The organism is Pedobacter chinensis (assembly GCF_003339865.1).
Lineage (GTDB): Bacteria > Bacteroidota > Bacteroidia > Sphingobacteriales > Sphingobacteriaceae > Pedobacter > Pedobacter chinensis.
In genome coordinates, this window is record NZ_QPKV01000007.1 from 1 (window position 1) to 21,388 (window position 21,388).

25 protein-coding genes are annotated in these 21,388 nt (G+C 39.8%); 23 read left to right on the plus strand and 2 right to left on the minus strand.

Annotated elements, in window-relative coordinates; translation table 11 throughout:
• The first annotated feature begins 98 nt into the window (after positions 1–98).
• From DU508_RS16555 to DU508_RS16605, 11 genes are all read left to right on the plus strand, one after another.
• Positions 99–419: a hypothetical protein gene (locus tag DU508_RS16555; RefSeq protein ID WP_233509658.1), complete on the plus strand. Its 321-nt coding sequence runs from the start codon at positions 99–101 to the stop codon at positions 417–419.
• 13 nt (positions 420–432) lie between these two features.
• Positions 433–837, plus strand: a complete 405-nt coding sequence (locus tag DU508_RS16560) for a DUF3408 domain-containing protein (RefSeq protein WP_055133998.1) — start codon at positions 433–435, stop codon at positions 835–837.
• Positions 837–1,142 (plus strand): DUF3408 domain-containing protein, encoded by a 306-nt coding sequence (locus DU508_RS16565; protein WP_055133999.1) that lies wholly within the window; start codon positions 837–839, stop codon positions 1,140–1,142. The genes DU508_RS16560 and DU508_RS16565 overlap by 1 nt, the downstream gene beginning before the upstream one ends.
• 12 nt (positions 1,143–1,154) lie before the next feature.
• Positions 1,155–1,790 carry a hypothetical protein gene (locus tag DU508_RS16570; protein ID WP_055134000.1) on the plus strand — a complete coding sequence of 212 codons (636 nt, stop codon included), beginning with the start codon at positions 1,155–1,157 and terminating at the stop codon, positions 1,788–1,790.
• Positions 1,791–1,820: 30 nt separating this feature from the next.
• Positions 1,821–3,173 (plus strand): hypothetical protein, encoded by a 1,353-nt coding sequence (locus DU508_RS16575; protein WP_115403934.1) that lies wholly within the window; start codon positions 1,821–1,823, stop codon positions 3,171–3,173.
• Between the two features lie 370 nt (positions 3,174–3,543).
• Complete coding sequence (locus DU508_RS16580) at positions 3,544–4,686, plus strand: AAA family ATPase (RefSeq protein ID WP_228409040.1); 1,143 nt, start codon at positions 3,544–3,546, stop codon at positions 4,684–4,686.
• Positions 4,687–4,689: 3 nt separating this feature from the next.
• Positions 4,690–7,170 (plus strand): S8 family peptidase, encoded by a 2,481-nt coding sequence (locus tag DU508_RS16585; protein ID WP_076553446.1) that lies wholly within the window; start codon positions 4,690–4,692, stop codon positions 7,168–7,170.
• Positions 7,171–7,197: 27 nt separating this feature from the next.
• The gene (locus DU508_RS16590; protein WP_076553445.1) at positions 7,198–7,443 is read left to right on the plus strand and encodes a DUF2188 domain-containing protein; all 246 of its coding nucleotides are present in this window, start codon (positions 7,198–7,200) and stop codon (positions 7,441–7,443) included.
• Positions 7,444–7,758: 315 nt separating this feature from the next.
• Positions 7,759–8,460 carry a multiubiquitin domain-containing protein gene (locus DU508_RS16595; RefSeq protein ID WP_055134005.1) on the plus strand — a complete coding sequence of 234 codons (702 nt, stop codon included), beginning with the start codon at positions 7,759–7,761 and terminating at the stop codon, positions 8,458–8,460.
• The gene (locus tag DU508_RS16600) at positions 8,435–9,613 is read left to right on the plus strand and encodes a ThiF family adenylyltransferase (RefSeq protein WP_055134006.1); all 1,179 of its coding nucleotides are present in this window, start codon (positions 8,435–8,437) and stop codon (positions 9,611–9,613) included. The genes DU508_RS16595 and DU508_RS16600 overlap by 26 nt, the downstream gene beginning before the upstream one ends.
• Positions 9,600–10,016 carry a DUF6527 family protein gene (locus tag DU508_RS16605; protein WP_228409039.1) on the plus strand — a complete coding sequence of 139 codons (417 nt, stop codon included), beginning with the start codon at positions 9,600–9,602 and terminating at the stop codon, positions 10,014–10,016. Before DU508_RS16600 ends, DU508_RS16605 begins: the two co-directional genes overlap by 14 nt.
• A gap of 86 nt (positions 10,017–10,102) precedes the next feature.
• Here the strand turns inward: DU508_RS16605 and DU508_RS16610 are convergent, their stop codons facing one another.
• Positions 10,103–11,239, minus strand: a complete 1,137-nt coding sequence (locus tag DU508_RS16610; RefSeq protein WP_055134008.1) for a DUF3800 domain-containing protein — start codon at positions 11,237–11,239, stop codon at positions 10,103–10,105.
• A gap of 182 nt (positions 11,240–11,421) precedes the next feature.
• Here DU508_RS16610 and DU508_RS16615 point away from each other — a divergent pair, with 182 nt between their 5' ends.
• From DU508_RS16615 to DU508_RS16670, 12 genes are read left to right on the plus strand one after another with little or no spacing between them, the layout of a single operon-like run.
• Complete coding sequence (locus tag DU508_RS16615; RefSeq protein WP_026706465.1) at positions 11,422–11,727, plus strand: DUF4134 domain-containing protein; 306 nt, start codon at positions 11,422–11,424, stop codon at positions 11,725–11,727.
• Positions 11,728–11,738: 11 nt separating this feature from the next.
• Positions 11,739–12,071 carry a DUF4133 domain-containing protein gene (locus DU508_RS16620; protein WP_055134009.1) on the plus strand — a complete coding sequence of 111 codons (333 nt, stop codon included), beginning with the start codon at positions 11,739–11,741 and terminating at the stop codon, positions 12,069–12,071.
• A complete protein-coding gene (locus DU508_RS16625) occupies positions 12,068–14,572 on the plus strand; it encodes a TraG family conjugative transposon ATPase (RefSeq protein ID WP_076553443.1) in 2,505 nt (834 codons plus the stop codon). Before DU508_RS16620 ends, DU508_RS16625 begins: the two co-directional genes overlap by 4 nt.
• Positions 14,573–14,599: 27 nt before the next feature.
• The gene (locus tag DU508_RS16630) at positions 14,600–15,232 is read left to right on the plus strand and encodes a DUF4141 domain-containing protein (protein WP_076553442.1); all 633 of its coding nucleotides are present in this window, start codon (positions 14,600–14,602) and stop codon (positions 15,230–15,232) included.
• A 2-nt stretch (positions 15,233–15,234) separates the two neighbouring features.
• Complete coding sequence (gene traJ / locus DU508_RS16635) at positions 15,235–16,230, plus strand: conjugative transposon protein TraJ (RefSeq protein ID WP_076553441.1); 996 nt, start codon at positions 15,235–15,237, stop codon at positions 16,228–16,230.
• A gap of 20 nt (positions 16,231–16,250) precedes the next feature.
• Positions 16,251–16,874: a conjugative transposon protein TraK gene (gene traK / locus DU508_RS16640; protein ID WP_076553440.1), complete on the plus strand. Its 624-nt coding sequence runs from the start codon at positions 16,251–16,253 to the stop codon at positions 16,872–16,874.
• A gap of 11 nt (positions 16,875–16,885) precedes the next feature.
• Entirely contained in the window at positions 16,886–17,314 is a 429-nt protein-coding gene (locus DU508_RS16645; protein ID WP_076553439.1) for a hypothetical protein, read from the plus strand.
• Between the two features lie 13 nt (positions 17,315–17,327).
• Entirely contained in the window at positions 17,328–17,615 is a 288-nt protein-coding gene (locus tag DU508_RS16650) for a nitrogen regulatory IIA protein (protein WP_076553495.1), read from the plus strand.
• Positions 17,602–18,948 (plus strand): conjugative transposon protein TraM, encoded by a 1,347-nt coding sequence (gene traM / locus DU508_RS16655; protein ID WP_076553438.1) that lies wholly within the window; start codon positions 17,602–17,604, stop codon positions 18,946–18,948. The genes DU508_RS16650 and traM overlap by 14 nt, the downstream gene beginning before the upstream one ends.
• Positions 18,949–18,972: 24 nt before the next feature.
• Positions 18,973–19,866 carry a conjugative transposon protein TraN gene (gene traN / locus DU508_RS16660; RefSeq protein WP_076553437.1) on the plus strand — a complete coding sequence of 298 codons (894 nt, stop codon included), beginning with the start codon at positions 18,973–18,975 and terminating at the stop codon, positions 19,864–19,866.
• 20 nt (positions 19,867–19,886) lie between these two features.
• Positions 19,887–20,447: a conjugal transfer protein TraO gene (locus DU508_RS16665; RefSeq protein WP_076553436.1), complete on the plus strand. Its 561-nt coding sequence runs from the start codon at positions 19,887–19,889 to the stop codon at positions 20,445–20,447.
• Positions 20,448–20,459: 12 nt separating this feature from the next.
• On the plus strand, positions 20,460–20,909 hold the full coding sequence (locus tag DU508_RS16670) for a DUF3872 domain-containing protein (RefSeq protein ID WP_076553435.1): 450 nt from the start codon (positions 20,460–20,462) through the stop codon (positions 20,907–20,909).
• A 105-nt stretch (positions 20,910–21,014) separates the two neighbouring features.
• Here the strand turns inward: DU508_RS16670 and DU508_RS16675 are convergent, their stop codons facing one another.
• The gene (locus DU508_RS16675) at positions 21,015–21,386 is read right to left on the minus strand and encodes a DUF1801 domain-containing protein (RefSeq protein WP_055133645.1); all 372 of its coding nucleotides are present in this window, start codon (positions 21,384–21,386) and stop codon (positions 21,015–21,017) included.
• Positions 21,387–21,388: the final 2 nt, after the last annotated feature.

The following is a 21,388-nucleotide window of genomic DNA, read 5'->3' on the forward strand; positions in this document are numbered from 1 at the left end:
CCTGGACAGCTCTACTGCCATCTTTTTGAACTCATCGTCAAATACTCTGTGTTTCATATATGCCAAATTTAAAATTACATTTCAAATCTGCTCCATAAATGTCTCTACTCAAAGATAGCAACTCCAGACTTCCCCAAACGGACGAGGGCAATCCCGAACAAGAGATGTGGCTGTTTTGGAACCAAGTGGACGGCAGGGAAAAAACAGGTTTGTATGATGCGTATCAAAGTGTCATCAAAGAACTCAACCTGCCCATAATGGAAACAAGAATAATGGATAGCAAGCGTTTCCGAAAGGAAACAGACGACACAGGCAGTTATGTATTCCGGTCAAGTTTGCTGCCTGCCGAACCACAGTTAATGAAAGCAACCAAAATGGATTTATTTGTCGAGGAGTTTTTAAAAATCACTCATCTATAAAAAATAGTAAAGTATGGCTTCAGACAACAAAAATAACGATTTTGAAAAGCCCAATGTTGATGAGGAATATCTTATGAACATTATAAGTGGCGATGAGCCTGTTGCTACACCAAGCAATAATAAACAGCAGGATGTACCAAAGGAAACAAAGACCAGGGAAAAAGCCCGTAACAGTTCATCAAAGAAAGCGGATTATGAGGAAACCTTTTTGGTCAATCGATTTCCATCGGGGCGTAACGGAAAGGTGGTTTACATACGCCCTGAATACCACGAAAGATTGCTCCGCATCGTTCAACTGACAAGGGAAGAAAGAACTACGCTCTACTCTTACATTGACAACATTCTTGAAAATCATTTCAGGGAGTACGGGGACGATATTACCAATTATTTCAACGAACATTTTAAACCCATTCTATAATGAAGAAAGATAAAAAGAACAGGAATGCTATTGTATCCGGCAACAGCTCCGATACAGTTAGCAATACGACTAAAACAACCTATGAAAACGCATTTATGCAAATGAATAAAATGCAGAAAAGAGGCAATAAAAGTATATACCTAAGTCCTGAACATCACGAACGTTTAACCCGCATTGTACAGATTATAGGCGATGATAAAATACCCTTGTTTGCCTATCTCAATAATATTCTTGAACATCATTTTAAAGTGTTTGAAGATATGATTACAAAGGAGTTCAACGAAAAATACAAAGGCTTATTTTAAAAACCCTACGTTATGGAAATAGTAATTGTGATATGCCTGCTGATAGTCATTGTCCTGCTTTTGCAGGATAAGATTGTCATTCATAAAAGGTCAAAGCAAGAACCTTCGCAGAAGAAAGTCAATCCGAACCTGCCCGATATTATGGGACAACCTAAACCCGTAGAACGCCTTTCAGTGCCAAACACTGCCAATGAACGCCAAATTGAGGAACCGGAGATAAACCCTGCTAATTTAGACATTGAATACGACGAAAATGAAAACGTCGGCATTCAAATCCGCAAGGAAGAGCTGGACGAAGTTTTCAGAAATATGCCTGATTTGGAGGAAGAGGAAGAAGAATGGAACAGGTACGGAATATTTGGTGGCGATAACAGTCTTGCCCAAGGGGTTACCTTTGAAGAACTAAGCTCCGTAGGTGCATTGCTCCAAAAAGAGAATTTGGAACAATCACAAAAGGAAACAGCGGTAGATATAGTTCAAAGATTACAGGGGACTGAATTATTCAGCCTGCTGGAAAATTCCATCGAGGGTGCCTCCCTAAAAATTGCCGAGCTTTTGGATAGCACACTCTCATCTGAAACGGAAGCCGGTTCTTCCACTTTGCGGAAAAATGATTTGAATGATTTTGACATTGGGGAGTTTGTATAGACTTCCCTTTGTCTTTTAAAATAAGAAAATATGGAAAATGGATTGCCAAATACTAATATAGAACCGGGCAGTTTGCTTGACCTGCGTTTGAATAAAGGCATACTACCTACACTTGATATTGCAGGTCATACATTCTATGTGGATTTACGCATGAACAAACTACGGCCAAAGGACGACTTTATATCCAAAGGCATAGACTTTACTGAAATAAAAGACTACTATGATCGTGACAGACGGGCATTTGTTATTCCTTATAATCCAACAAAACGCGAATTTCAGCAGGACGATGTTTCTAAAATGACCGAACTGCCTATTGATATTATCATAGTGCAGTTTCCCAATCAGTATGAATTGGATATAGTGGGATGGAATAGAAAGCATGGTAATAGCCTAACTGATCAGGATGTGAAACAAATGCACTTTGAAGCGCGTACCCTGCCGTGGGTAGACACCAATGTGATTGAACATATAAAACGTAATGTTGCCGAACAGCTACAACCAAAAGAAGAATATATTGTCAACCAACTAAAGGACAATCTGTATAAGATACCCACCGACACACAAAGGGTACTTCCGACATATAAAGTATTCGGAACAGAATTTATCGTCGATGTCAATCAGTTGGAACTCCGTCAAAAAGCCAATCCGAAAAATGTAATTTCTCTATCCGATATGGAAGAAAAAGCAGTACAGGGCTACAGATTTTGGTACAGCCCAAATACAAAGGGCTTGACAACATACGCCGAACCAGGAGCAAAATTAGCAGAGATACCCGACTTTGTAAAACTCGACCCAACTGGGATGTCAAAGAAACATAATATTTCCGAAGATATTATGGCGGGAATGGACGATTTCAAACTGATGGTTGATCAGGATGCGTTCGATAAAATTGCTTACAAAGGTATTATCCCAACGATAGATATTGCGGGACACACTTTTCATATTGACTTATTTAATGACAAATTGCACCCTAAAGATGATATCTGGTCACGGGGCATCATCTTTACCGAACTCAAACATTATTACTCGCACAAAGACAACATTTATACCATTCCTTACAATCAAAAGACGCATACCTTTCAGGAAGTGAGCCTAAATGTCAAGGAGATTCCTAAAGACCTCATTGTTGTACAAATTCCCGGCAAGCGTACCCTTGACCCAATTGGTCAAAACAAAGCGGGTGACTTAAATAGTTCAGACTATTTAAAAAAACATGGAGTGCAACTGAAATTTGACGCCAAAGTAATACCGTGGCATCAGACCCGTTTTGCGGAAACCGTAAAGCAAAACAATGGACAAGAAGTAAAGGTAGGACAAAAAAAATCCACTAGTCCAAAGCCAGAGGAAAGTGAATTCAGCAAAAGAAAAGGTCGCAGAATGTGAATTCAGCATGCTAAAAAGCTAGCTATTGGGCAGTTACCTTTTCTTTGAAACTGAAGTTTATTCTTTTGTTTTGTGGAAAATGATTTTGGAGAATTTTGACATTGGGAGTTTGTTTGATAGCAAACTCCCTTTTCTATTTGCAATGCTCTCCATTTATTAATATTCATGAAACATACTCACTTTCATGTCGTTAAACTTGTCTTTAACATAAAATAGAAACTAAAATCTTTTTTTTGGAAATTTATATCAAAAAATGGAAATAAAAATCTTGTTTTGGAAATTTATTACTATATTTGCATTTATAACTTAAGAAACAAATAAGCAAATGCTCAAATATTTCAGTATAGTACAAGCTCTAAGCAGGTCCGCATTGGCAACGCCGAATGAAGCTGTCACGCATCAAATTAGAAGATTAAAAGAAAGTCTGGAAAAAGATGGGTTTACTAAAGAGGCAAAGTCATTGGAGGCTTTGTTGACTGCTTCTGAATCATCGCTTGACATGTCTCCAAGTAAAATCCAGAGATCTTTCGTTGTTTTAAAAGGCGAGGAAGTAACTCCTAAGACATCGATCCCTGTAGATAAGGAGACATCAACACCATTGGCAGAGATTTTTTTCCCTGATGATCTACCAGAAAAAGCCCCAATGTTTGATGGTAATATCCAGCTTGCTATTCACTCAATTGTAAATGAATGGAGTAAATTCGATCAACTTTTAGAAATTAATGCTACCCCTGCTAGCTCCTGCTTAATTTATGGTGCGCCAGGAACTGGTAAAACACATTTAGCAAAATGGATTGCAAAACAAATTGGATTACCTGTAGTACTGGCAAGGTTAGAAGGGCTTATGTCTTCGTATTTAGGAACTACATCTCGAAATATTGGTAATCTGTTCGCTTTTGCTAATAGGTATAAATGCATCTTACTTCTTGATGAGTTTGATGCAATTGCTAAACTCCGTAACGATCCACAGGAGGTTGGTGAAGTAAAAAGAGTAGTCAATACGTTGTTGCAAAGTCTAGATTCACGTCATGAAAAAGGTTTTACCATTGGTGTAACCAACCATGAAAGTCTCCTTGATCCCGCTATTTGGAGAAGGTTTGATATACAGGTTGAAATTCCTAAACCTTCTCCCGAAGTAATGATTCAATTACTCAAGAATTTTATTACGCCTTTAGAATTTAACGAAAGTGAGATTAAATTTTTAGCATGGTGCCTTGATGGTTCATCAGGTGCTGATGCAGAAATGCTTTCGAAATGGCTAAAGAGAGCTTTTGTGTTAGAAAAGAAAAGCAATATCGTAGAAGTAATGAAGCAATTTGCTGTGCTCAACTCTGGAAGGGTAGACACAAAAAAGAGAAATGTTATGGTTCACAGTGATGAAGATTTTATAAACATGCTGTTAAACGATAAGGTTTACTCTTTTAAACAGAAAGATCTAGCATCATTGTTCGGAATGACCCCGTCAACTTTGAGTAAGCAGCTATCGAAATTTAAAGATTCTGAAAAAATATAAGTTATGGCAAATAGTCCTGTTCAAATAGTATTAAATAGCGATGCTTTTATCGAGGCATTAGAAAATAATGGAGGCGGTGGTTCTAAAGACTTTTTTGCCGGAAATGATACCGAATTCATCGAGCATCGAGATAATATTCAAAATCAGCTTAGTGAGATAAAGAGCATGCAATTGGTAAATAGTTTTGCTAAGGTTTCTTATGCGAAAGTTACATTAAAGCAAACGGCATTAGCAAAAAGTCATCGTCCAACTTCACAAGTTTTTAAAAGGGATGTTGCTCCTATAATTGGAGCTGGAGATTTGGGAGAATTATTTGTCGAACTGACGCCAGAAAGTATTGATAAAATAAATACTAAAGTTGGACAGGCTGAACCCGAAACAAGATATAAAGAAAAGAATGGGAAGAATGAACCTAATCCTTCAAGATTAAGAAGTGAAGTCGGTGCAATTGAAGGAATTAGCCCATATACTGCAAGTGACAAAAGGAATTTTTCTGTTAAAGAAGCCGTAAAATGGCTATCTAATGCTCAAACTGGCGGTTCGTATATGGTAGAATTGTTTGAAGCTCCTCCGGCGAGGCAAGATTGGGATTTACTAAGTAAATACAAATTCGATTTGTTTGATAGCTTTTTTGGAGGGCTAACCATTTTAGGCACAGGCTTATTTGTGTCAAGAATTACTACCGGTCAAGGCTCATCTGTTGTGTTTGGTGTCAAATTAGAAAAAACCGATTCAACTCCCGTAATACAGCTTTACTCATCATCAACAGCAGGCAAATCAGGAGAGAAAAAATCTATTGACCTAAACTTGGAGAGACATAACGAATTATTAGAATATTTGGGAAATCATCCATTGGTAAAAAAAGTTACTCTTCCTCCCATCATTACACAAAGCTCAACTGTCAAGTCTCAGGTCAAAGGTGAAAACTTTACTGTTCTTGCTCCTGATCATAAAGGATCATATCCAAAAATATGCGTTGTAGACGGAGGTGTTTCAGATGTTTATGGCGACTGGATAGAAGATCGTTGGGGATTAATTAGCAGCATGGACAAAGACGAAAATCACGGTACTTTTATAGCTGGATTAGCAATATTTGGCCAACAATTAAATGGGAAGGCTATTTGCCGGGAAATTGATGGTTGTAAAATTATAGATCTTGATATATTACCTCGTGCTGATAGATATAGCTCGTACTATTCAAAACCTCTAGAATTTTTTAATGAACTTGAAACTGCTGTTCAGGAATTAAAAGCTAGAACTGGAGTTCGAATATTTAATTTCAGCCTGAATATAGAAGAGCATGCATCAACTACAGGCTATAGCGTTCCTGCACAAATTTTGGACAAAATTGCAGAAGAAAACGATGTCGTTTTTGTTATTTCGGCGGGTAATACGCATCCTAGAGATATTAGAAAAGAATGGCCTGTGGATCATTTCGATGCATTAAAAATATTAGCTTCTTCGAGAAATGACGCTATTAAAAAACCAGCTGAAAGCTGTCGCAATATTAGTGTTTCAGCTTTAAACCCTCCGCATCTTGAAGGTGTTGTTCCTTATGCTCTAAGCAGTTACAGTTGTCGTGGACCTGGACTACGAGTAGGACTCAAACCTGATTTTGCTCATATTGGTGGTTCTGGGACTAGTCACCCAACTTTAGGACATGGTCTTCTATCTTTAGACCCAACGAGTAATATTGTAGATGGTTGCGGAACTAGTTACGCAGCTCCTAATGTAGCAAAGACTTTAGCAAGTCTTGATCATTCGATTGAAGGTATAGTTTCAAGGGAAACACTAATCGCTCTTGGAATCCATCATGCTGTATTGCCAGAGTCCCTCAACGACAAAAATTTGAGAAATGTCTCCAAACACTTGGTTGGATTCGGTATGCCGGATGGTTCTGAAGACATTTTGAACGGAAATTCATCTGCAATAACATTAGTATTTGCAAACCGAGCCATAAGTGGCCATAAAATGAGTTTTAAATTTTCATGGCCGTCAAGCTTAGTAAGGGATGGTAAATGCTTTGGGCACGCAAAACTCACCATTGTAAGCACTCCAAGATTTGATTACAGATTTGGATCTGAGTTTGTCAGAATAAATATCGACGCAGCTCTGAGACAGCTACAAAATAATGGTAACTATAAAGGAAGGTTGAATGCAATTTATACGCCAGAAGATGGTGACGGAAGTTTATATGAGAAAGATCAGATTGAACATTCTTTCAAATGGAGTCCAGTGAAAGTTTATGAAAAAACTTTCCCCCGAGGAGTTGGACCATCGACAGAATGGAAACTAGATGTAGAGTACTTGTCAAGAGATGGTGTAACTATACCAGCTGCGGGTGTACCATTTACAGCAATACTAACAATTTCAGATCCTAATAGTGAGAAACCAGTATTTAATGACATGCGACAAATGCTACAGTCTCTTGGAGTCCAGGCAGTTGACATCAAAACTGCAGCTCGAATTGTACCAAGAGTTTAATTTAATAATTTAAAAAAACATATAATTATGGCAAATTACCATGTAACACAAAAGAAAGGGCAAGACGGATGGAATGTCCAGAAGGAAGGCGGCAAGAAAGCTTCAGCAGTTGCCAGTACTCAAAAGCAAGCTGAACAACTAGCAAAACAGTTTTCATCAAATAATGGCGGAGGAGAAGTTAGAATACATCGCCCAAATGGTGGGCCAATTAGAGATAGTGACACTGTTAAACCCGGAAACGATCCAAAATCAGTAAAAGACACAAAATTTTAATGAGAAAGAGACGGTAAGAAAATAAAAAACCAGGCGAAAATCACCTGGCTTGATTCCTTAAAGGAAACAAAAGCCCTTGCAAGGCTCTTGGTAGTAATGTTTTTGCACTTCAAAACTACCTCCTTTATTTGAAATAAACAAGCTTTTCGTGATTTTAAACCTCCTGCCGGTACAATTCAGGTAGTGGGGCTTGGTATTAATAGTATAAAATTTCAATTGCATCAGAATTAAACTATCGCAGGGTACGCCCTATTTATTGCCGAAATGATAAGCAATAAGCAATTAAATATTAATTAATATCAATTTAAATTCAAGATGAATTCAAATAAACATGAAGGGGAATCACATTCCCAAAATCCAAAAGTACCTCTAACATTTGTAATAGAAGGTAAAGAGTATGAAGCCTTTGACCAGTACAAAACAGGAGCAGAATTAAAACAGCTTGCTGGGATACCTTTAGATACCGAGTTGTTTTTGTCAATTAGCAAACCTTATCAGGATGAGCTTATTGAAAATGAGAAACAAGTTAACTTGGCTCGACCTGAAACCGAGTATTTCTTTGTAAAGAAAAAGCTTCAGTTTTTCATTAATGACAAGCCCTTTACCTGGTATAAGCAATACATCAGAGGTGCTCAAATCAGAGAACTGGGTAATATACCTGTTGAAGATGATATCTTCCTTGACATCAAGGAAGGTTGGCAAGACGATCAAATATTAGATGATGAAGTCGTTGATTTAGCTCGTCCGGGTAAAGAGAAGTTTTTCTCTAAGCCTAGACCAACGGAGTTTACAATCATTGTGAATGCTCGTCCACATATTTGGAAAGAAGCACACATCTCTTTTGAGCAGTTGGTTGTGTTGGCTTTCGGATCATACGATAATAACCCAAACAAGGGTTATACGGTTACTTATAGCAGAGGTTGGGAACCAAAACCGGAAGGCACTATGATTAAAGGTTCGATTGTTCGTGTAAAAAATAAAATGATCTTCGATGTCACAGCAACTGATAAATCATAGTCCTGACCTTAAACGTCTAAGAGACGAAGGTTATGAGATCGAGGTACGTGGTGGATATTTACTTATCCACCATATACCCTTTGTAGATCAAAACAATCAAATCCAATATGGAATATTGGTAACTACGCTTACACTAAGTTGTAATGAACGAACGGGAACTCCGGATAACCATGTTATACATTTTATTGGGGATAACCCCTGTGAAATTGATGGTACAGTCATTACAGCAATCCAGCATAGCAATACTACTTCTGTACTAAACCATCAGGTTACGGTAAACAGATCTTTTTCAAATAAGCCTGCTGCCGGATATCCGAACTACTATGAAAAAGTCAAGAGGTATGCAGACATCATTTCCGCACCTGCGAAATATCTGGACCCTTCAGTTACGGAAAAGACTTTTAAGGTCATACCGGACAGTGGTAATGAAACAGTATTTGAATATATTGACACCAATTCCAGCCGCGCAAACATCGAAATGATTAATGCAAAGTTAGAAAGGCAGAAAATAGCAATTATTGGGCTGGGCGGTACTGGAGCATATATTCTGGATTTGGTAGCTAAAACTCCGGTAAAAGAAATCCATATATACGATGGGGACACCTTTGACCAGCACAATGCTTTCCGTTCTCCCGGTGCAGCGTCAATGAATGATCTGTACGAAAACCCGAGAAAGGTGTCTTATTATCAAAAGTTGTATTCAAACATGCGCAAGTATATCCATGGGCATGACTACTATGTAAAGAAAGAGAACTTACAAGAGTTGGATCAAATGGATTATGTATTTGTATGTGTAGACAAGAATGCCGTAAGGAAGATAATAACGGATTATTTGGTAAGTGTAGATGTCGCTTTTTCCGATGTAGGTCTAGGGGTTAATGTAGTTGATGATAAACTTACAGGTGCTGTAAGGGTTACTTCTGCTTCTCGTGACAAAAATGATCATCTGCCCCTCCGTATTTTTTCGGAAGACTCTGATAATAATGAATACGCTACCAACATTCAGGTAGCTGAACTGAATGCATTAAATGCTGTTTTTGCTATCCTGAAATGGAAGAAGTTATCTGGAATTTATGTTGATCTGGAAAATGAATATCACAGCTCATATTCCATTAGTGTGTCTAAAATTTTCAATGAGGATGTTACACCATAAATTTGTTGAGTTCATTCCTGAAAAGGTTGAGGAGGGCGTTTTGTATGTCTCAATAGAATGCTGTACTGCAATACACAAATGTGTATGCGGATGCGGTAATGAAGTGGTGACCCCGTTATCTCCGACAGATTGGAAACTGACTTTTAATGGTAAAGCAGTTACGCTTCACCCCTCTATAGGCAATTGGAATTTTGAATGTCAGTCCCACTACTGGATAAGGAACAATAAAATTGAGTTTGCTGGTCGTTGGACAGAAAGAGAAATCCACTTAGGTAGAGAAAATGATCTAAAACATAAAGAAGAATATTTTGAAATGCCAGATATTCCAAAAGAAGAACCTGTTGTTCAAGAAATCCCTAAACCTACTATTTGGCAGAAAATCTCCAAACTCTTCCGATTGTAGAACTTTAATTTTATCTCTATAAAGCCGAGGGTAATTCTTCGGCTTTATTTATATAATTGTCTTTAGGTTATCTGATACTAATTAGGTTATTTTCCAGCAATAATCTCGCATAGCTCCCCAAATTTCATTACCTCTTCGTAACTATCTGTTGCGTGTAGAAAGGCGGGGTTTTTATGGTCTGATTTATTAATAATATCAATAAATAACTTCATGTTTTCTAATTGCAAAGCTGAGAACGAGTCGATATCTGCTTTAATTTCTTCCATATTGTGTGTATTCCTGTAATTGGTGTATTTACCCATGAAACCAACGAAAACATCAGATAGTTGTGTCAAATGGCTATCCTGAGAATCAACAAAAGAATAGTTTTTAAACTCTACTCCTTTATCTAGCATTCTATACTCGTTCAAAGCCTCTCGGATGGAATCCTCATTATCGAATATATGAGTTGAATTCTTGAAAGTGTAGATGGGTCTAAGATAAAAATGTGTCAAATCTGCCAGCAAAACATAATCTTTTTCATCCATAACAAAAGCTAGTTCGCCTTTCTTTTTAGACTCTTTCAGTATCTGCCGTAACGATTCCAACCCAAAGTGAAATTCTGGTATCGGAAGATATGCCTCAAAAAGGTTGCTCAATGCCTCTATAAAATCACCAATTTTTTCAGGTTTAACATTAGGATATTCAAAAGCATAAAAAAGTTTGATAACGGCGTCTATTTCAAGACGGCAGAGTTTATAGAGGTCGTTCTTTAGTCGGTTGTCAAATCCAGGGCCTAATCTCATAGCCACATCAGAGTTCATGATAGCAGAATCTACAATGTCCACAACCGACCAATAGAGAATATTAAGACTTGAATAATGCACATAAAGATCACTATCCTTTAAAAAGTGCAAGAACAGGTTTAACTTCTGGGATTTGAGGCAATCAAGAAAATCCCCGAATGCTATATGTTTGAATTTAACTTCCTTAGCTGTTTTTTGCAATTTAAAGCTATCTATCAATGGCTGTACGTCTGGTACTTCTCCCTGATGTAGAAGTCCACCCAAAACGAAGTTTGCTGTAAATGTATAATTGAAATCATTTTCTCTTACATAGAATGTTTTGATGTTATTGGTTTCATCATAATAGAATATGTACGGTGTCGCAAAATCTACCCTTGGATTCAATAATCGGGCAAATTGATTAGCATCTTCTATTTCTGCTATTTCAAAATCTATCATAGTATTAACTTATTAAAAATAATAAGTGACTAAGTTATAAAAAAATCCCCCTTAGACCGCCACCCACCGCCAAACAATTCCTTTGACTGCCACTTTGTTATAACGCCCTGATTTCTGAAACACCTTTGTCCCGAAAGTCCGCAAGGTGCGGGAAAGTAGTAACAAAATAATACGTTTCAATTATGGAAAAACAAAGAAAAAAAGTTTTGCTGGCAGCCGTGGCTATGCTGTCAGGAATTGGTGCTTTCGCACAGGGAAACGGTACAGCAGGTATCAACGAGGCTACCCAAATGGTAACGTCTTATTTCGACCCAGCAACCCAATTAATCTACGCCATCGGTGCGGTCGTCGGGTTAATCGGAGGTGTTAAGGTGTACAATAAATTCAGCTCAGGCGACCCCGACACATCAAAGACTGCGGCAAGCTGGTTCGGTGCGTGTATCTTCTTAATCGTAGCGGCTACCATCCTGCGTTCATTCTTCCTTTAATCCTTTGCTTTATGAACAATTACAACATAAACAAAGGCATCGGAAGAACGGTGGAATTTAAAGGTTTGAAAGCACAATACCTTTTCATTTTCGCAGGTGGGCTGCTCGGTACGCTCATCTTCGTGATGATACTGTATATGGCAGGCGTAAACTCTTACATCTGCCTGTTTCTCGGTGCTGGTGGTGCTTCGCTGATTGTATGGCAGACCTTTTCGCTGAACAGAAAATATGGCGAACACGGATTAATGAAGATAGCGGCTAATAAAAGGCATCCCCGCTACATCATCTGTCGCAAGCCTGTACACCGCTATTTAAAATTCACTCCTAAACAGAATGCCGTATGAGAAATGTATCAAAGACTACCACACTGGAAAGCAAGTTTCCGTTACTGGCAGTAGAAAACAACTGCATTCTTTCCAAAGATGCAGACATTACCGCCTGTTTTGAAGTGCGTTTGCCGGAACTGTTTACTGTAGCTTCTGCGGAATATGAAGCCATACATTCCGCTTGGCACAAAGCTATCAAGACTTTGCCGGATTTTACAGTAATCCACAAACAGGATTGGTACATTAAAGAAAGTTATGCGCCCAATTTGGCAGCCGACAACCAGAGTTTTTTGGCAAAATCCTATCAACGCCATTTTAACGAGCGACCGTTCCTAAACCATTATTGCTACCTCTTTTTAACTAAGACAACCAAAGAGCGTATGCGTATGCAAAGCAACTTCAGTTCTCTTTGCAAAGGTTCGCTGATCCCGAAAGAAATAAGGGATAAGGAAGCTATACACCGCTTTATTGAAACCGTGGCACAGTTTGAGCGTATTGTGAACGATAGCGGTTTTGTAAGTCTGCGACGTTTGACCGAAGAAGACATTATTGGTATAGACGGGAAACAGGGATTGCTGGAACAGTACCTTACACTATCAAGGGAACCTGGAACACCGATGCAGGACATCGCACTCGGAACAGAGGAAGTTCGTATCGGGAACAAAAGGTTAAGCCTGCACACGCTTTCGGACACGGATGATCTACCCGGAACAGTATCTGCCGATACCCGTTTTGAAAAACTATCTACAGACCGGAGCGACTGTCGTTTATCATTCGCTGCTCCTGTGGGATTACTCCTTAGCTGTAACCATATCTACAACCAATACTTGTTTTTGGATAACAGCGAAGCCAACCTACAAAAGTTTGAGAAGTCCGCAAGGAATATGCACTCACTGGCAAGGTATAGCCGTGCCAACCAGATCAACAAAGAGTGGATAGAAAAATACCTGAATGAAGCACATTCGTTCGGTCTTTCTTCCGTAAGAGCACACTTCAACATTATGGCGTGGTCGGAAGACCCTGCGGAACTGAAACAGCTAAAAAATGATTGTGGTAGTGCTTTAGCATTGATGGAATGTAAACCCAGACACAACACTACGGATGTAGCAACATTGTACTGGGCAGGAATGCCGGGTAATGCAGGTGATTTTCCCGCAGAGGAAAGTTTTTACACGTTTATTGAGCCTGCATTGTGCTTTTTTACGGAAGAAACCAATTACCACAATTCGCCATCACCATTTGGTATCAAGATGGCTGACCGCCTGACTGGAAAACCTATCCATTTGGATATTTCGGACTTGCCGATGAAACGTGGAATTATTACCAACCGTAACAAGTTTATACTTGGTCCCTCGGGAAGTGGTAAATCGTTTTTCACAAACCACATGGTAAGGCAATACTACGAACAGGGCGCTCACGTATTGCTCGTAGATACCGGAAATTCCTATCAGGGTTTATGTGAACTCATTAAGGGAAAGACGAAAGGTGAAGACGGTGTGTACTTCACTTATACAGAAGACAATCCCATTGCCTTTAACCCTTTCTATACCGATGACGGCGTTTTCGACATTGAAAAGAGAGAAAGTGTCAAGACTTTGATACTCACACTCTGGAAACGTGATGATGAACCGCCAACCCGTTCAGAAGAAGTGGCTTTATCAAATGCAGTAAGCGGATATATCGAAAGAATAAAATCGGACGATGTTTACCCATCATTCAACGGCTTCTATGAGTATGTAAAAGGCGATTACCGCAAGGTATTGGAGGAAAAGCAGGTAAGGGAAAAGGACTTTGATATTGCCAATTTTCTCAACGTACTCGAACCTTACTACAAAGGTGGTGAGTACGATTATTTGCTGAACTCCGATAAGCAGTTAGATCTGCTTTCTAAACGCTTTATCGTATTTGAAATTGATGCGATTAAAGACCACAAAATCCTCTTTCCCATAGTTACTATCATTATTATGGAAGTTTTCATCAACAAGATGCGTAGGCTGAAAGGTATCCGTAAGCTCATACTGATTGAAGAAGCGTGGAAGGCAATTGCCAAAGAAGGAATGGCAGAATACATCAAGTATTTGTTTAAAACCGTACGTAAGTTTTTCGGAGAAGCGATTGTCGTAACGCAAGAGGTCGATGATATTATCCAATCACCCATCGTCAAAGAAAGTATCATCAATAATTCTGATTGCAAAATCCTCTTAGACCAACGCAAGTATATGAACAAGTTCGATGATATACAGGCAATGTTGGGGCTTACCGACAAAGAAAAAGGACAGGTACTTTCCATCAATATGAACAACGATGCAAGCCGACTTTACAAAGAGGTTTGGATTGGCTTAGGTGGTACGCACTCGGCAGTCTATGCCACCGAAGTTAGTTTGGAGGAATACCTCGCATACACCACCGAAGAAACCGAAAAAATGGAAGTGATGCAGCTTGCTTCCGAATTGGACGGTAACGTAGAACTCGCCATTAAGCATATCGCAATGCAAAGGCGTGACAAAGTAAATCAATAGTCATTAACATTTTAAAATTCAGAAACAATGAAAAAAGTATTGTATCTGGTGTGTACGGCATTAATGCTCGCCGTTGCACCATCAGCGAAAGCCCAATTTGTAGTAACTGACCCTGCAAACCTGGCTTCAGGGATTATTAACAGTGCGAACGAAATCATACAGACTTCTTCCACCGTGAGCAATGTCGTAAAGAACTTCAACGAAGTGAAGAAAGTGTACGACCAGGGCAAGGAATATTACGACAAGCTGAAAGCTATTAACAACCTTGTGAAAGATGCCCGTAAGGTGCAGCAAACCGTACTCTTAGTAGGCGATGTTTCCGAAATGTACGTGCAGAATTTTGGTAAGATGATGAACGACCCAAATTTCACACCACAGGAATTGGTTGCTATTGGCAATGGTTATTCGGCACTACTCAATGAAAGTACTGAACTGCTGAAAGAATTGAAGCAGATTATAACCTCTTCAAGCCTTTCGCTAAACGACAAAGAGCGTATGGATATTATTGATCGTGTGTACAAAGAGGTAAAGGATTACCACAGCCTTGTACGCTATTACACCAATAAGAATATTTCTGTAAGCTACCTAAGAGCGAAAAAGAAAAACGATGCCAAAAGAGTGCTTGAACTATACGGAACCTCTAATCAAAAATACTGGTAAAAATGGAATGGGATAATCTTCACGAACTCCTGCGTTCGCTTTACGACGATATGATGCCGCTTGCAGGCGATATGGCAGCAGTGGCGAAGGGATTGGCTGGATTGGGTGCGTTGTTCTATGTGGCATTAAAGGTTTGGCAGGCTTTAAGCCGAGCAGAACCTATTGATGTGTTTCCGTTGTTGCGTCCGTTCGCTTTGGGACTTTGCATAATGTTCTTCCCAACCTTTGTGTTGGGAACCATTAATGCAGTATTAAGCCCGGTGGTTACAGGAACCCACGCCATACTCGAAGACCAGGTGCTTGATCTCAACAAACTGCAACAGCAGAAAGACCAATTGGAATACGAAGCAATGGTCAGAAATCCCGAAACCGCCTATATGGCATCAGACGAAGAGTTTGATAAAAAGCTGGATGAATTGGGTTGGTCGCCATCGGACGTTGGTACAATGGCGGGAATGTATATGGACAGGCAAGCCTACAAGATAGAGAAAGCAATAAAGGATTGGTTTCGCAATTTACTGGAAATACTCTTTCAGGCTGCGGCTTTGGTTATTGATACCATACGCACATTTTTCCTGATAGTCCTTTCCATACTCGGACCAATAGCTTTTGCTATTTCTGTTTGGGACGGATTTCAGTCCACGCTCACACAGTGGATCACGAGGTATGTCAGCGTATATCTCTGGCTTCCTGTTTCGGATTTATTCAGTTCGATGCTGGCAAGAATACAATCCCTCATACTGGAAAGGGATATAGCAATGCTTGCCGATCCGACCTACATACCTGACACCAGCAATACGGTGTATATCATTTTTATGATTATCGGCATTATCGGATACTTCACAATTCCGACAGTAACAGGTTGGGTAATCCAAGCCGGAGGCGCAGGAAACTTTACCCGCAACGTGAACCAAGCTGCAATGAAAACAGGGAACATCGCCGGAGCCGGAGCAGGTTCCACAGTTGGAAACATTGGCGGTAAACTGATGAATAAATAAACAATTAATCATTCTAAAAAATGGAATTTAAAACGCTAAGAAATATCGAAAACAGCTTTAGGCAGATAAGATTATATGCCATTGTGTTTGCGGTTCTCTGCATTGGCGTGGTAGGATATGCCGTATGGCAGTCCTACCGCTTTGCAGAAGAACAACGCCAAAAAATCTATGTACTGGATAACGGCAAATCTTTGATGCTTGCCTTATCACAAGATGCGGGCATCAACCGACCTGTGGAAGCTAGGGAACACGTCAGACGTTTTCACGAGCTGTTCTTTACACTCGCTCCAGATAAAAATGCTATCGAAAGCAATATGAGCAGGGCATTTAACCTTGCGGATAAAAGTGCTTTTGACTATTACAAAGACTTATCTGAAAAGGGTTATTACAACAGAATTATTTCAGGGAATGTTCAGCAACGTATCGAGGTCGATAGCGTGGTCTGCAATTTCGACACCCATCCTTATGCGGTGCGTACCTATGCCAAGCAGTTCATTATCCGTTCTAGCAATGTAACCAGGCGCAACCTGATTACTTCCTGCTATCTCGTAAACTCCGTCCGTTCCGACAACAATCCGCAGGGCTTCAACATTGAAAAGTTTGCGGTGGTTGAAAACAGGGATATAGAAGTTATCGAACGCTAAAAAACAATCTTATGGAAACATTATCAGATTTAAACACGTTTGCAAAAATCCTTACCGACAAAGGATATAACGGCTATTTCCATACGCAAGGTGCGTATGCCGGAAAGTTGAAAGAAAGTATCAGCGATTACCTCGAAAGCTGCCAAAAAGGTAAAGATAGTTTGTCCAAGCAGGATTTATTGCTGACAGGCTACCTGCAATGGTCGGGCGATGACAAGCCCCGTGTAGAATGCAGTATGTGGGTAAAATACCTGAACGGGAAATTCTCTCTCAATAAAATGGAGGTGGCAAGGAAAGACCAATTCGGACAACTGCTGAAAAAATCGGAACTGACAAACCTGTCTGTAATATCTGCACCCAAAGCGGCTGAGGTAGTCGCTTTGGTCAATGATGAACAAAAACAAAAGGCAGGTAAAAGCCCTAAACGTTTCAAGCTCTAAAACAGAAAAAGGTATGAAAAAATTAAGAGCAAATATGGACAGATATTTTGACAAGCTGGACGAACGCTGGCGGGAGTTACCCCTACGAAAACAGCATCAATATACGCTGTACTTCTTTGTAGGTTACCTGCTGCTTACCATGGCAGTGATTGGCAAAGTAATGTACGATACCTCAAAATCCGGTAACGATATAATTATTGAGCATATCGAAAACCCTGTCCTCAAAAAAAGTGAAAGCCCTGCAAGATTACAGGACACATTATCAACAATTCTAAAAAATAAGATTTATGAAAGAAAATGAGAACAAAAAATCGGTTGTTCGGGTAACGGAGGGGAACCCGACAGCAACCACTGATGTGTTGCAAGACGGCACACAGAATAATAAGGAGAAGCTCAAAAAGCCCTTAATCTTCGGTTTAATGGCGATTGTCTTCGTGGGTTGTATGTACCTCATATTTAAACCGTCCGAAGATAAAAAAGCGATTGAAAACATTGGGCTGAACGATGCAGTACCAGAAGCTACCGGAGCCGGAATGCCTGCCGACAAAGGCAAGGCGTATGAGCAGGAAATGCTGGAAAGCAAAGAACAGGAAAAGCGGAATGCTTTAACTACGCTTTCTGACTATTGGAATACCGAAGACAGAGAAGAGCCGATTGATGAACAACTTCCTGAAGAAGATCAAAGCAACAGCTATGGAGGTGGCAGAAGCTCGGGAAGAAACGGCAATCCTGCATTGAGCAGTTACCGCAATGCACAAAGCACATTAGGTTCATTTTATCAGGATAACAACTCGGAAACAATGGAACTTCGTAGGCAATTGGACGAAATGAAAGAAAAGCTGGCTGAAAAAGATGTGCCACCTGTTGCCACCGTAGATGACCAACTTAAACTAATGGAGAAATCCTATGAAATGGCAGCAAAGTATCTACCGAAAAATACGACTACTGAAAATGCAACACCTGCTAATGGTGCTGTTCCGGGTGCTGTTAGTGCTGCGGGTACTAACCAAAAAGAGCATTTTGTATCGTTTACGCCTGCAAGAAAGAATACCGTATCAGCCCTGTACCGTGAGCCTACGGACAGTGCTTTTTTAGCCGATTGGAGCCAAACAAAGAACCGTGGTTTTTATACCGCCGGTTCTGTGGAGCAGGTGATACAGCCTAAAAATAGTATAAAAGCCTGCATACACGATGCTCAAACAGTAGTTGGCGAAACGGGTGTGCGTTTACGATTGTTAGAGCCTGCCCAAACGCCACAACGAGCCATTCCAAAAGGAACGATTGTAACGGCAAATGCCAAATTTCAGGGAGGTCGATTACAGCTAAAAATTACCTCCATAGAACTGGAGGGAAACATCATTCCGGTTGATATTACTATTTACGATTTGGACGGACAGCAAGGTTTGTACGTTCCGTATTCGCCCGAAATGAACGCTCTTACTGAAATGGCGGGCAATATGAGCCAGACTTCGGGAACAAGCATAATGCTCACGCAGAATGCCGGACAACAGGTTGCTGCTGATTTAAGCCGTGGCGTGGTGCAGGGTATTTCGGGCTATTTCGCTAAAAAAGTACGCACACCCAAAGTTGCCCTAAAAGCAGGGCATCAGGTCTTCCTTGTATCTAAAAAATAATGTTGAACTCAAATAAATAAAACAATGAAAAATCATTTAAAAACCTTTTGGGCAATTGCCCTGATACTCGGCTTTGCCGTACAATCTTATGCACAGGATAGCATCAGAACTCCGCTTGCGTTGGGCAAGATAGAACCGTATAAAATGGAAGTGACCTACAATAAGACATCACACCTGATTTTCCCCACTGCTATACGCTATGTGGATTTGGGTAGCGAATACCTGATTGCAGGGAAAGCGGAAGATGCGGAAAACGTGTTGCGTGTAAAAGCAACGGTAAGGGATTTTGAACCTGAAACCAATTTTTCAGTCATTACGAATGACGGACGTTTTTACAGTTTCAATGTGTATTACAGTTCCTATCCCGAAGCATTGAGCTATGACTTGCTCACAATGCAAAAGGCAGTGGATAAAGCCAACGGTAACGATGTGCTTTTTGAGGAATTGGGCAACAATTCGCCATCGCTGGCAGGCTTGTTATTGGAAACCATTTACAAAAAGGACAAACGCATTGTAAAGCATATCGGGGCTAAGAGTTTCGGTATTCAGTTTATCCTCAAAGGTATCTACATACACAACGGCAAATACTATTTCCACACGGAATTGAGAAACCGTACCAATGTGCCGTTTCAGATTGATTTTGTGAATTTCAAAGTGGTGGATAAAAAGGTGGCAAAACGTACCGTAGTTCAGGAACGCCCGATAATACCGCTTAGAACTTACAAACCTTTGGACGAGATTGGCGGAAAACTAACCGAACAAAACGTTTTTCTGTTAGACCAATTTACCATTGCCGATGATAAGATACTGCTGATTGAGATTTTTGAGAAAAACGGGGGCAGGCATCAAACACTTCAGATAGAAAACTGCGATTTAATCAAGGCTCGTTTGATTAACGATATGCACCTGAAATTTTAATAACCCTTTAAAGCAATTTTATGAAAAAATATATCTATACCCTGATGCTCATCTTTATGGCCATCACGGTTACACAGGCACAAAGAATGCTTCCAAAACAGAAAGGACTGGAAGTAAGTGCAGGTGTATTATCTGATGATAAAATCGGCAATGATTATTATATCAATATCGGTATGACCGTAAACAGCAAGAATGGTAACTATCAGCTTTGGGCATTGGAATACACGCACCAATACCACGATTACAAAGACCTTCGCATACCACAGGAAACTTATACTGCCGAGGGCGGTTACAGTTTCTTCCTCTTGGGCGATGCCCGTAAAAACATTACGCTGAACTTCGGAATAACAGGCGTAGTCGGTTACGAAAGTATCAATCGTGGCGAAACGATGTTATATGACGGGGCAAAGATTTTGAGCGAGGATAATTTCATCTACGGAGCAGGCGGTCGCCTCACATTTGAAACACACCTGTCCGACCGATTTGTGTTAGTCCTGCAAGGACGTACAAAGGTTTTGTGGGGTACGGATTTGCAACGGTTCCGACCATCCGCAGGTGTGGGATTAAGGTTTAATTTTTAAAACGTAAAAACAATGATAGCAATCTTCAATAAATTCAGAATAGGATTACTGCCGATATATGTAATGCTGGCAATCCTCACAGCTTCGGTTTCTTTGGTATCTTGTAGCAAAGATGATGAACTCGAAATACAGAACAATTTTCCTTTTGAGGTAAACGTGATGCCAGTTCCAAAAGATGTAGCCAATGGGCAGACGGTAGAAATACGCATTACTATACAGCGTACAGGCAATTACAGCAACACGCAGTATTTTCTCCGTTACTTTCAGTTTGACGGACAAGGAACCTTGCAATACTACGATGAGCAACCGTATTTACCGAACGATTTATACCCATTGCCCACAGAGCAGTTTCGCTTGTATTACACTTCAACATCTGCCGTGTCACAATCTTTTGAGGTTTGGATTTCGGACAGCTTTGGAAATGAAAAGCAATTGAGCTTTGAGTTTAACAGTAGCGATTAATATTACTTATATAAAAGCAAAACCGACTGTTACAGGTCGGTTTTTTGCTTTCTGACAAAGTGTTCTTCTGTTCAAATTAAATAATTAGGTCAGCTTTTCTATTGGTCAATCTTTTAATTTTATTATGCCTGTTCTATATAAGTCCAATGCTTTTTGTAAAATGCCCTCAATTGTTCCTATGGGTAAGTCTTTATTAGGATTAACTCTAAAAATTTTCATTCGGGAACGATTACCTTCTTCCAATTCGGGATGACTAAGATATTTTCCTTCAACCATCAAAATATAGGGTTCTTCAGTCTTTTTATCTATCCACAAATAGCAAAACATTTTTTTCTTATAGCAGAAGCAAGGCATTCCCCATTTCCTGGTTTCATCAATAGCTGTATCCTGATTAAGAATAATGTCCCTTAACGCAAGTAAGCAACTCTTGTTGGGTTCTTCTTTATCCAAGTAAAAACTGTGAAGCTTTTCAACCATTT

What these genes read in the sequence shown, in the direction of transcription:
- traJ (WP_076553441.1), top strand. Translation starts at nt 15,235, where the DNA reads ATGGAATGGGATAATCTTCACGAACTCCTGCGTTCGCTTTACGACGAT.
- DU508_RS16675 (WP_055133645.1), bottom strand. Translation starts at nt 21,386, where the DNA reads ATGGTTGAAAAGCTTCACAGTTTTTACTTGGATAAAGAAGAACCCAAC.
- traN (WP_076553437.1), top strand. Translation starts at nt 18,973, where the DNA reads ATGAAAAATCATTTAAAAACCTTTTGGGCAATTGCCCTGATACTCGGC.
- DU508_RS16595 (WP_055134005.1), top strand. Translation starts at nt 7,759, where the DNA reads ATGAATTCAAATAAACATGAAGGGGAATCACATTCCCAAAATCCAAAA.
- DU508_RS16665 (WP_076553436.1), top strand. Translation starts at nt 19,887, where the DNA reads ATGAAAAAATATATCTATACCCTGATGCTCATCTTTATGGCCATCACG.
- DU508_RS16650 (WP_076553495.1), top strand. Translation starts at nt 17,328, where the DNA reads ATGAAAAAATTAAGAGCAAATATGGACAGATATTTTGACAAGCTGGAC.
- DU508_RS16555 (WP_233509658.1), top strand. Translation starts at nt 99, where the DNA reads ATGTCTCTACTCAAAGATAGCAACTCCAGACTTCCCCAAACGGACGAG.
- traK (WP_076553440.1), top strand. Translation starts at nt 16,251, where the DNA reads ATGGAATTTAAAACGCTAAGAAATATCGAAAACAGCTTTAGGCAGATA.
- DU508_RS16605 (WP_228409039.1), top strand. Translation starts at nt 9,600, where the DNA reads ATGTTACACCATAAATTTGTTGAGTTCATTCCTGAAAAGGTTGAGGAG.
- DU508_RS16670 (WP_076553435.1), top strand. Translation starts at nt 20,460, where the DNA reads ATGATAGCAATCTTCAATAAATTCAGAATAGGATTACTGCCGATATAT.
- DU508_RS16625 (WP_076553443.1), top strand. Translation starts at nt 12,068, where the DNA reads ATGAGAAATGTATCAAAGACTACCACACTGGAAAGCAAGTTTCCGTTA.
- DU508_RS16560 (WP_055133998.1), top strand. Translation starts at nt 433, where the DNA reads ATGGCTTCAGACAACAAAAATAACGATTTTGAAAAGCCCAATGTTGAT.
- DU508_RS16610 (WP_055134008.1), bottom strand. Translation starts at nt 11,239, where the DNA reads ATGATAGATTTTGAAATAGCAGAAATAGAAGATGCTAATCAATTTGCC.
- DU508_RS16600 (WP_055134006.1), top strand. Translation starts at nt 8,435, where the DNA reads ATGTCACAGCAACTGATAAATCATAGTCCTGACCTTAAACGTCTAAGA.
- DU508_RS16575 (WP_115403934.1), top strand. Translation starts at nt 1,821, where the DNA reads ATGGAAAATGGATTGCCAAATACTAATATAGAACCGGGCAGTTTGCTT.
- DU508_RS16630 (WP_076553442.1), top strand. Translation starts at nt 14,600, where the DNA reads ATGAAAAAAGTATTGTATCTGGTGTGTACGGCATTAATGCTCGCCGTT.
- DU508_RS16585 (WP_076553446.1), top strand. Translation starts at nt 4,690, where the DNA reads ATGGCAAATAGTCCTGTTCAAATAGTATTAAATAGCGATGCTTTTATC.
- DU508_RS16565 (WP_055133999.1), top strand. Translation starts at nt 837, where the DNA reads ATGAAGAAAGATAAAAAGAACAGGAATGCTATTGTATCCGGCAACAGC.
- DU508_RS16620 (WP_055134009.1), top strand. Translation starts at nt 11,739, where the DNA reads ATGAACAATTACAACATAAACAAAGGCATCGGAAGAACGGTGGAATTT.
- traM (WP_076553438.1), top strand. Translation starts at nt 17,602, where the DNA reads ATGAAAGAAAATGAGAACAAAAAATCGGTTGTTCGGGTAACGGAGGGG.
- DU508_RS16645 (WP_076553439.1), top strand. Translation starts at nt 16,886, where the DNA reads ATGGAAACATTATCAGATTTAAACACGTTTGCAAAAATCCTTACCGAC.
- DU508_RS16590 (WP_076553445.1), top strand. Translation starts at nt 7,198, where the DNA reads ATGGCAAATTACCATGTAACACAAAAGAAAGGGCAAGACGGATGGAAT.
- DU508_RS16570 (WP_055134000.1), top strand. Translation starts at nt 1,155, where the DNA reads ATGGAAATAGTAATTGTGATATGCCTGCTGATAGTCATTGTCCTGCTT.
- DU508_RS16615 (WP_026706465.1), top strand. Translation starts at nt 11,422, where the DNA reads ATGGAAAAACAAAGAAAAAAAGTTTTGCTGGCAGCCGTGGCTATGCTG.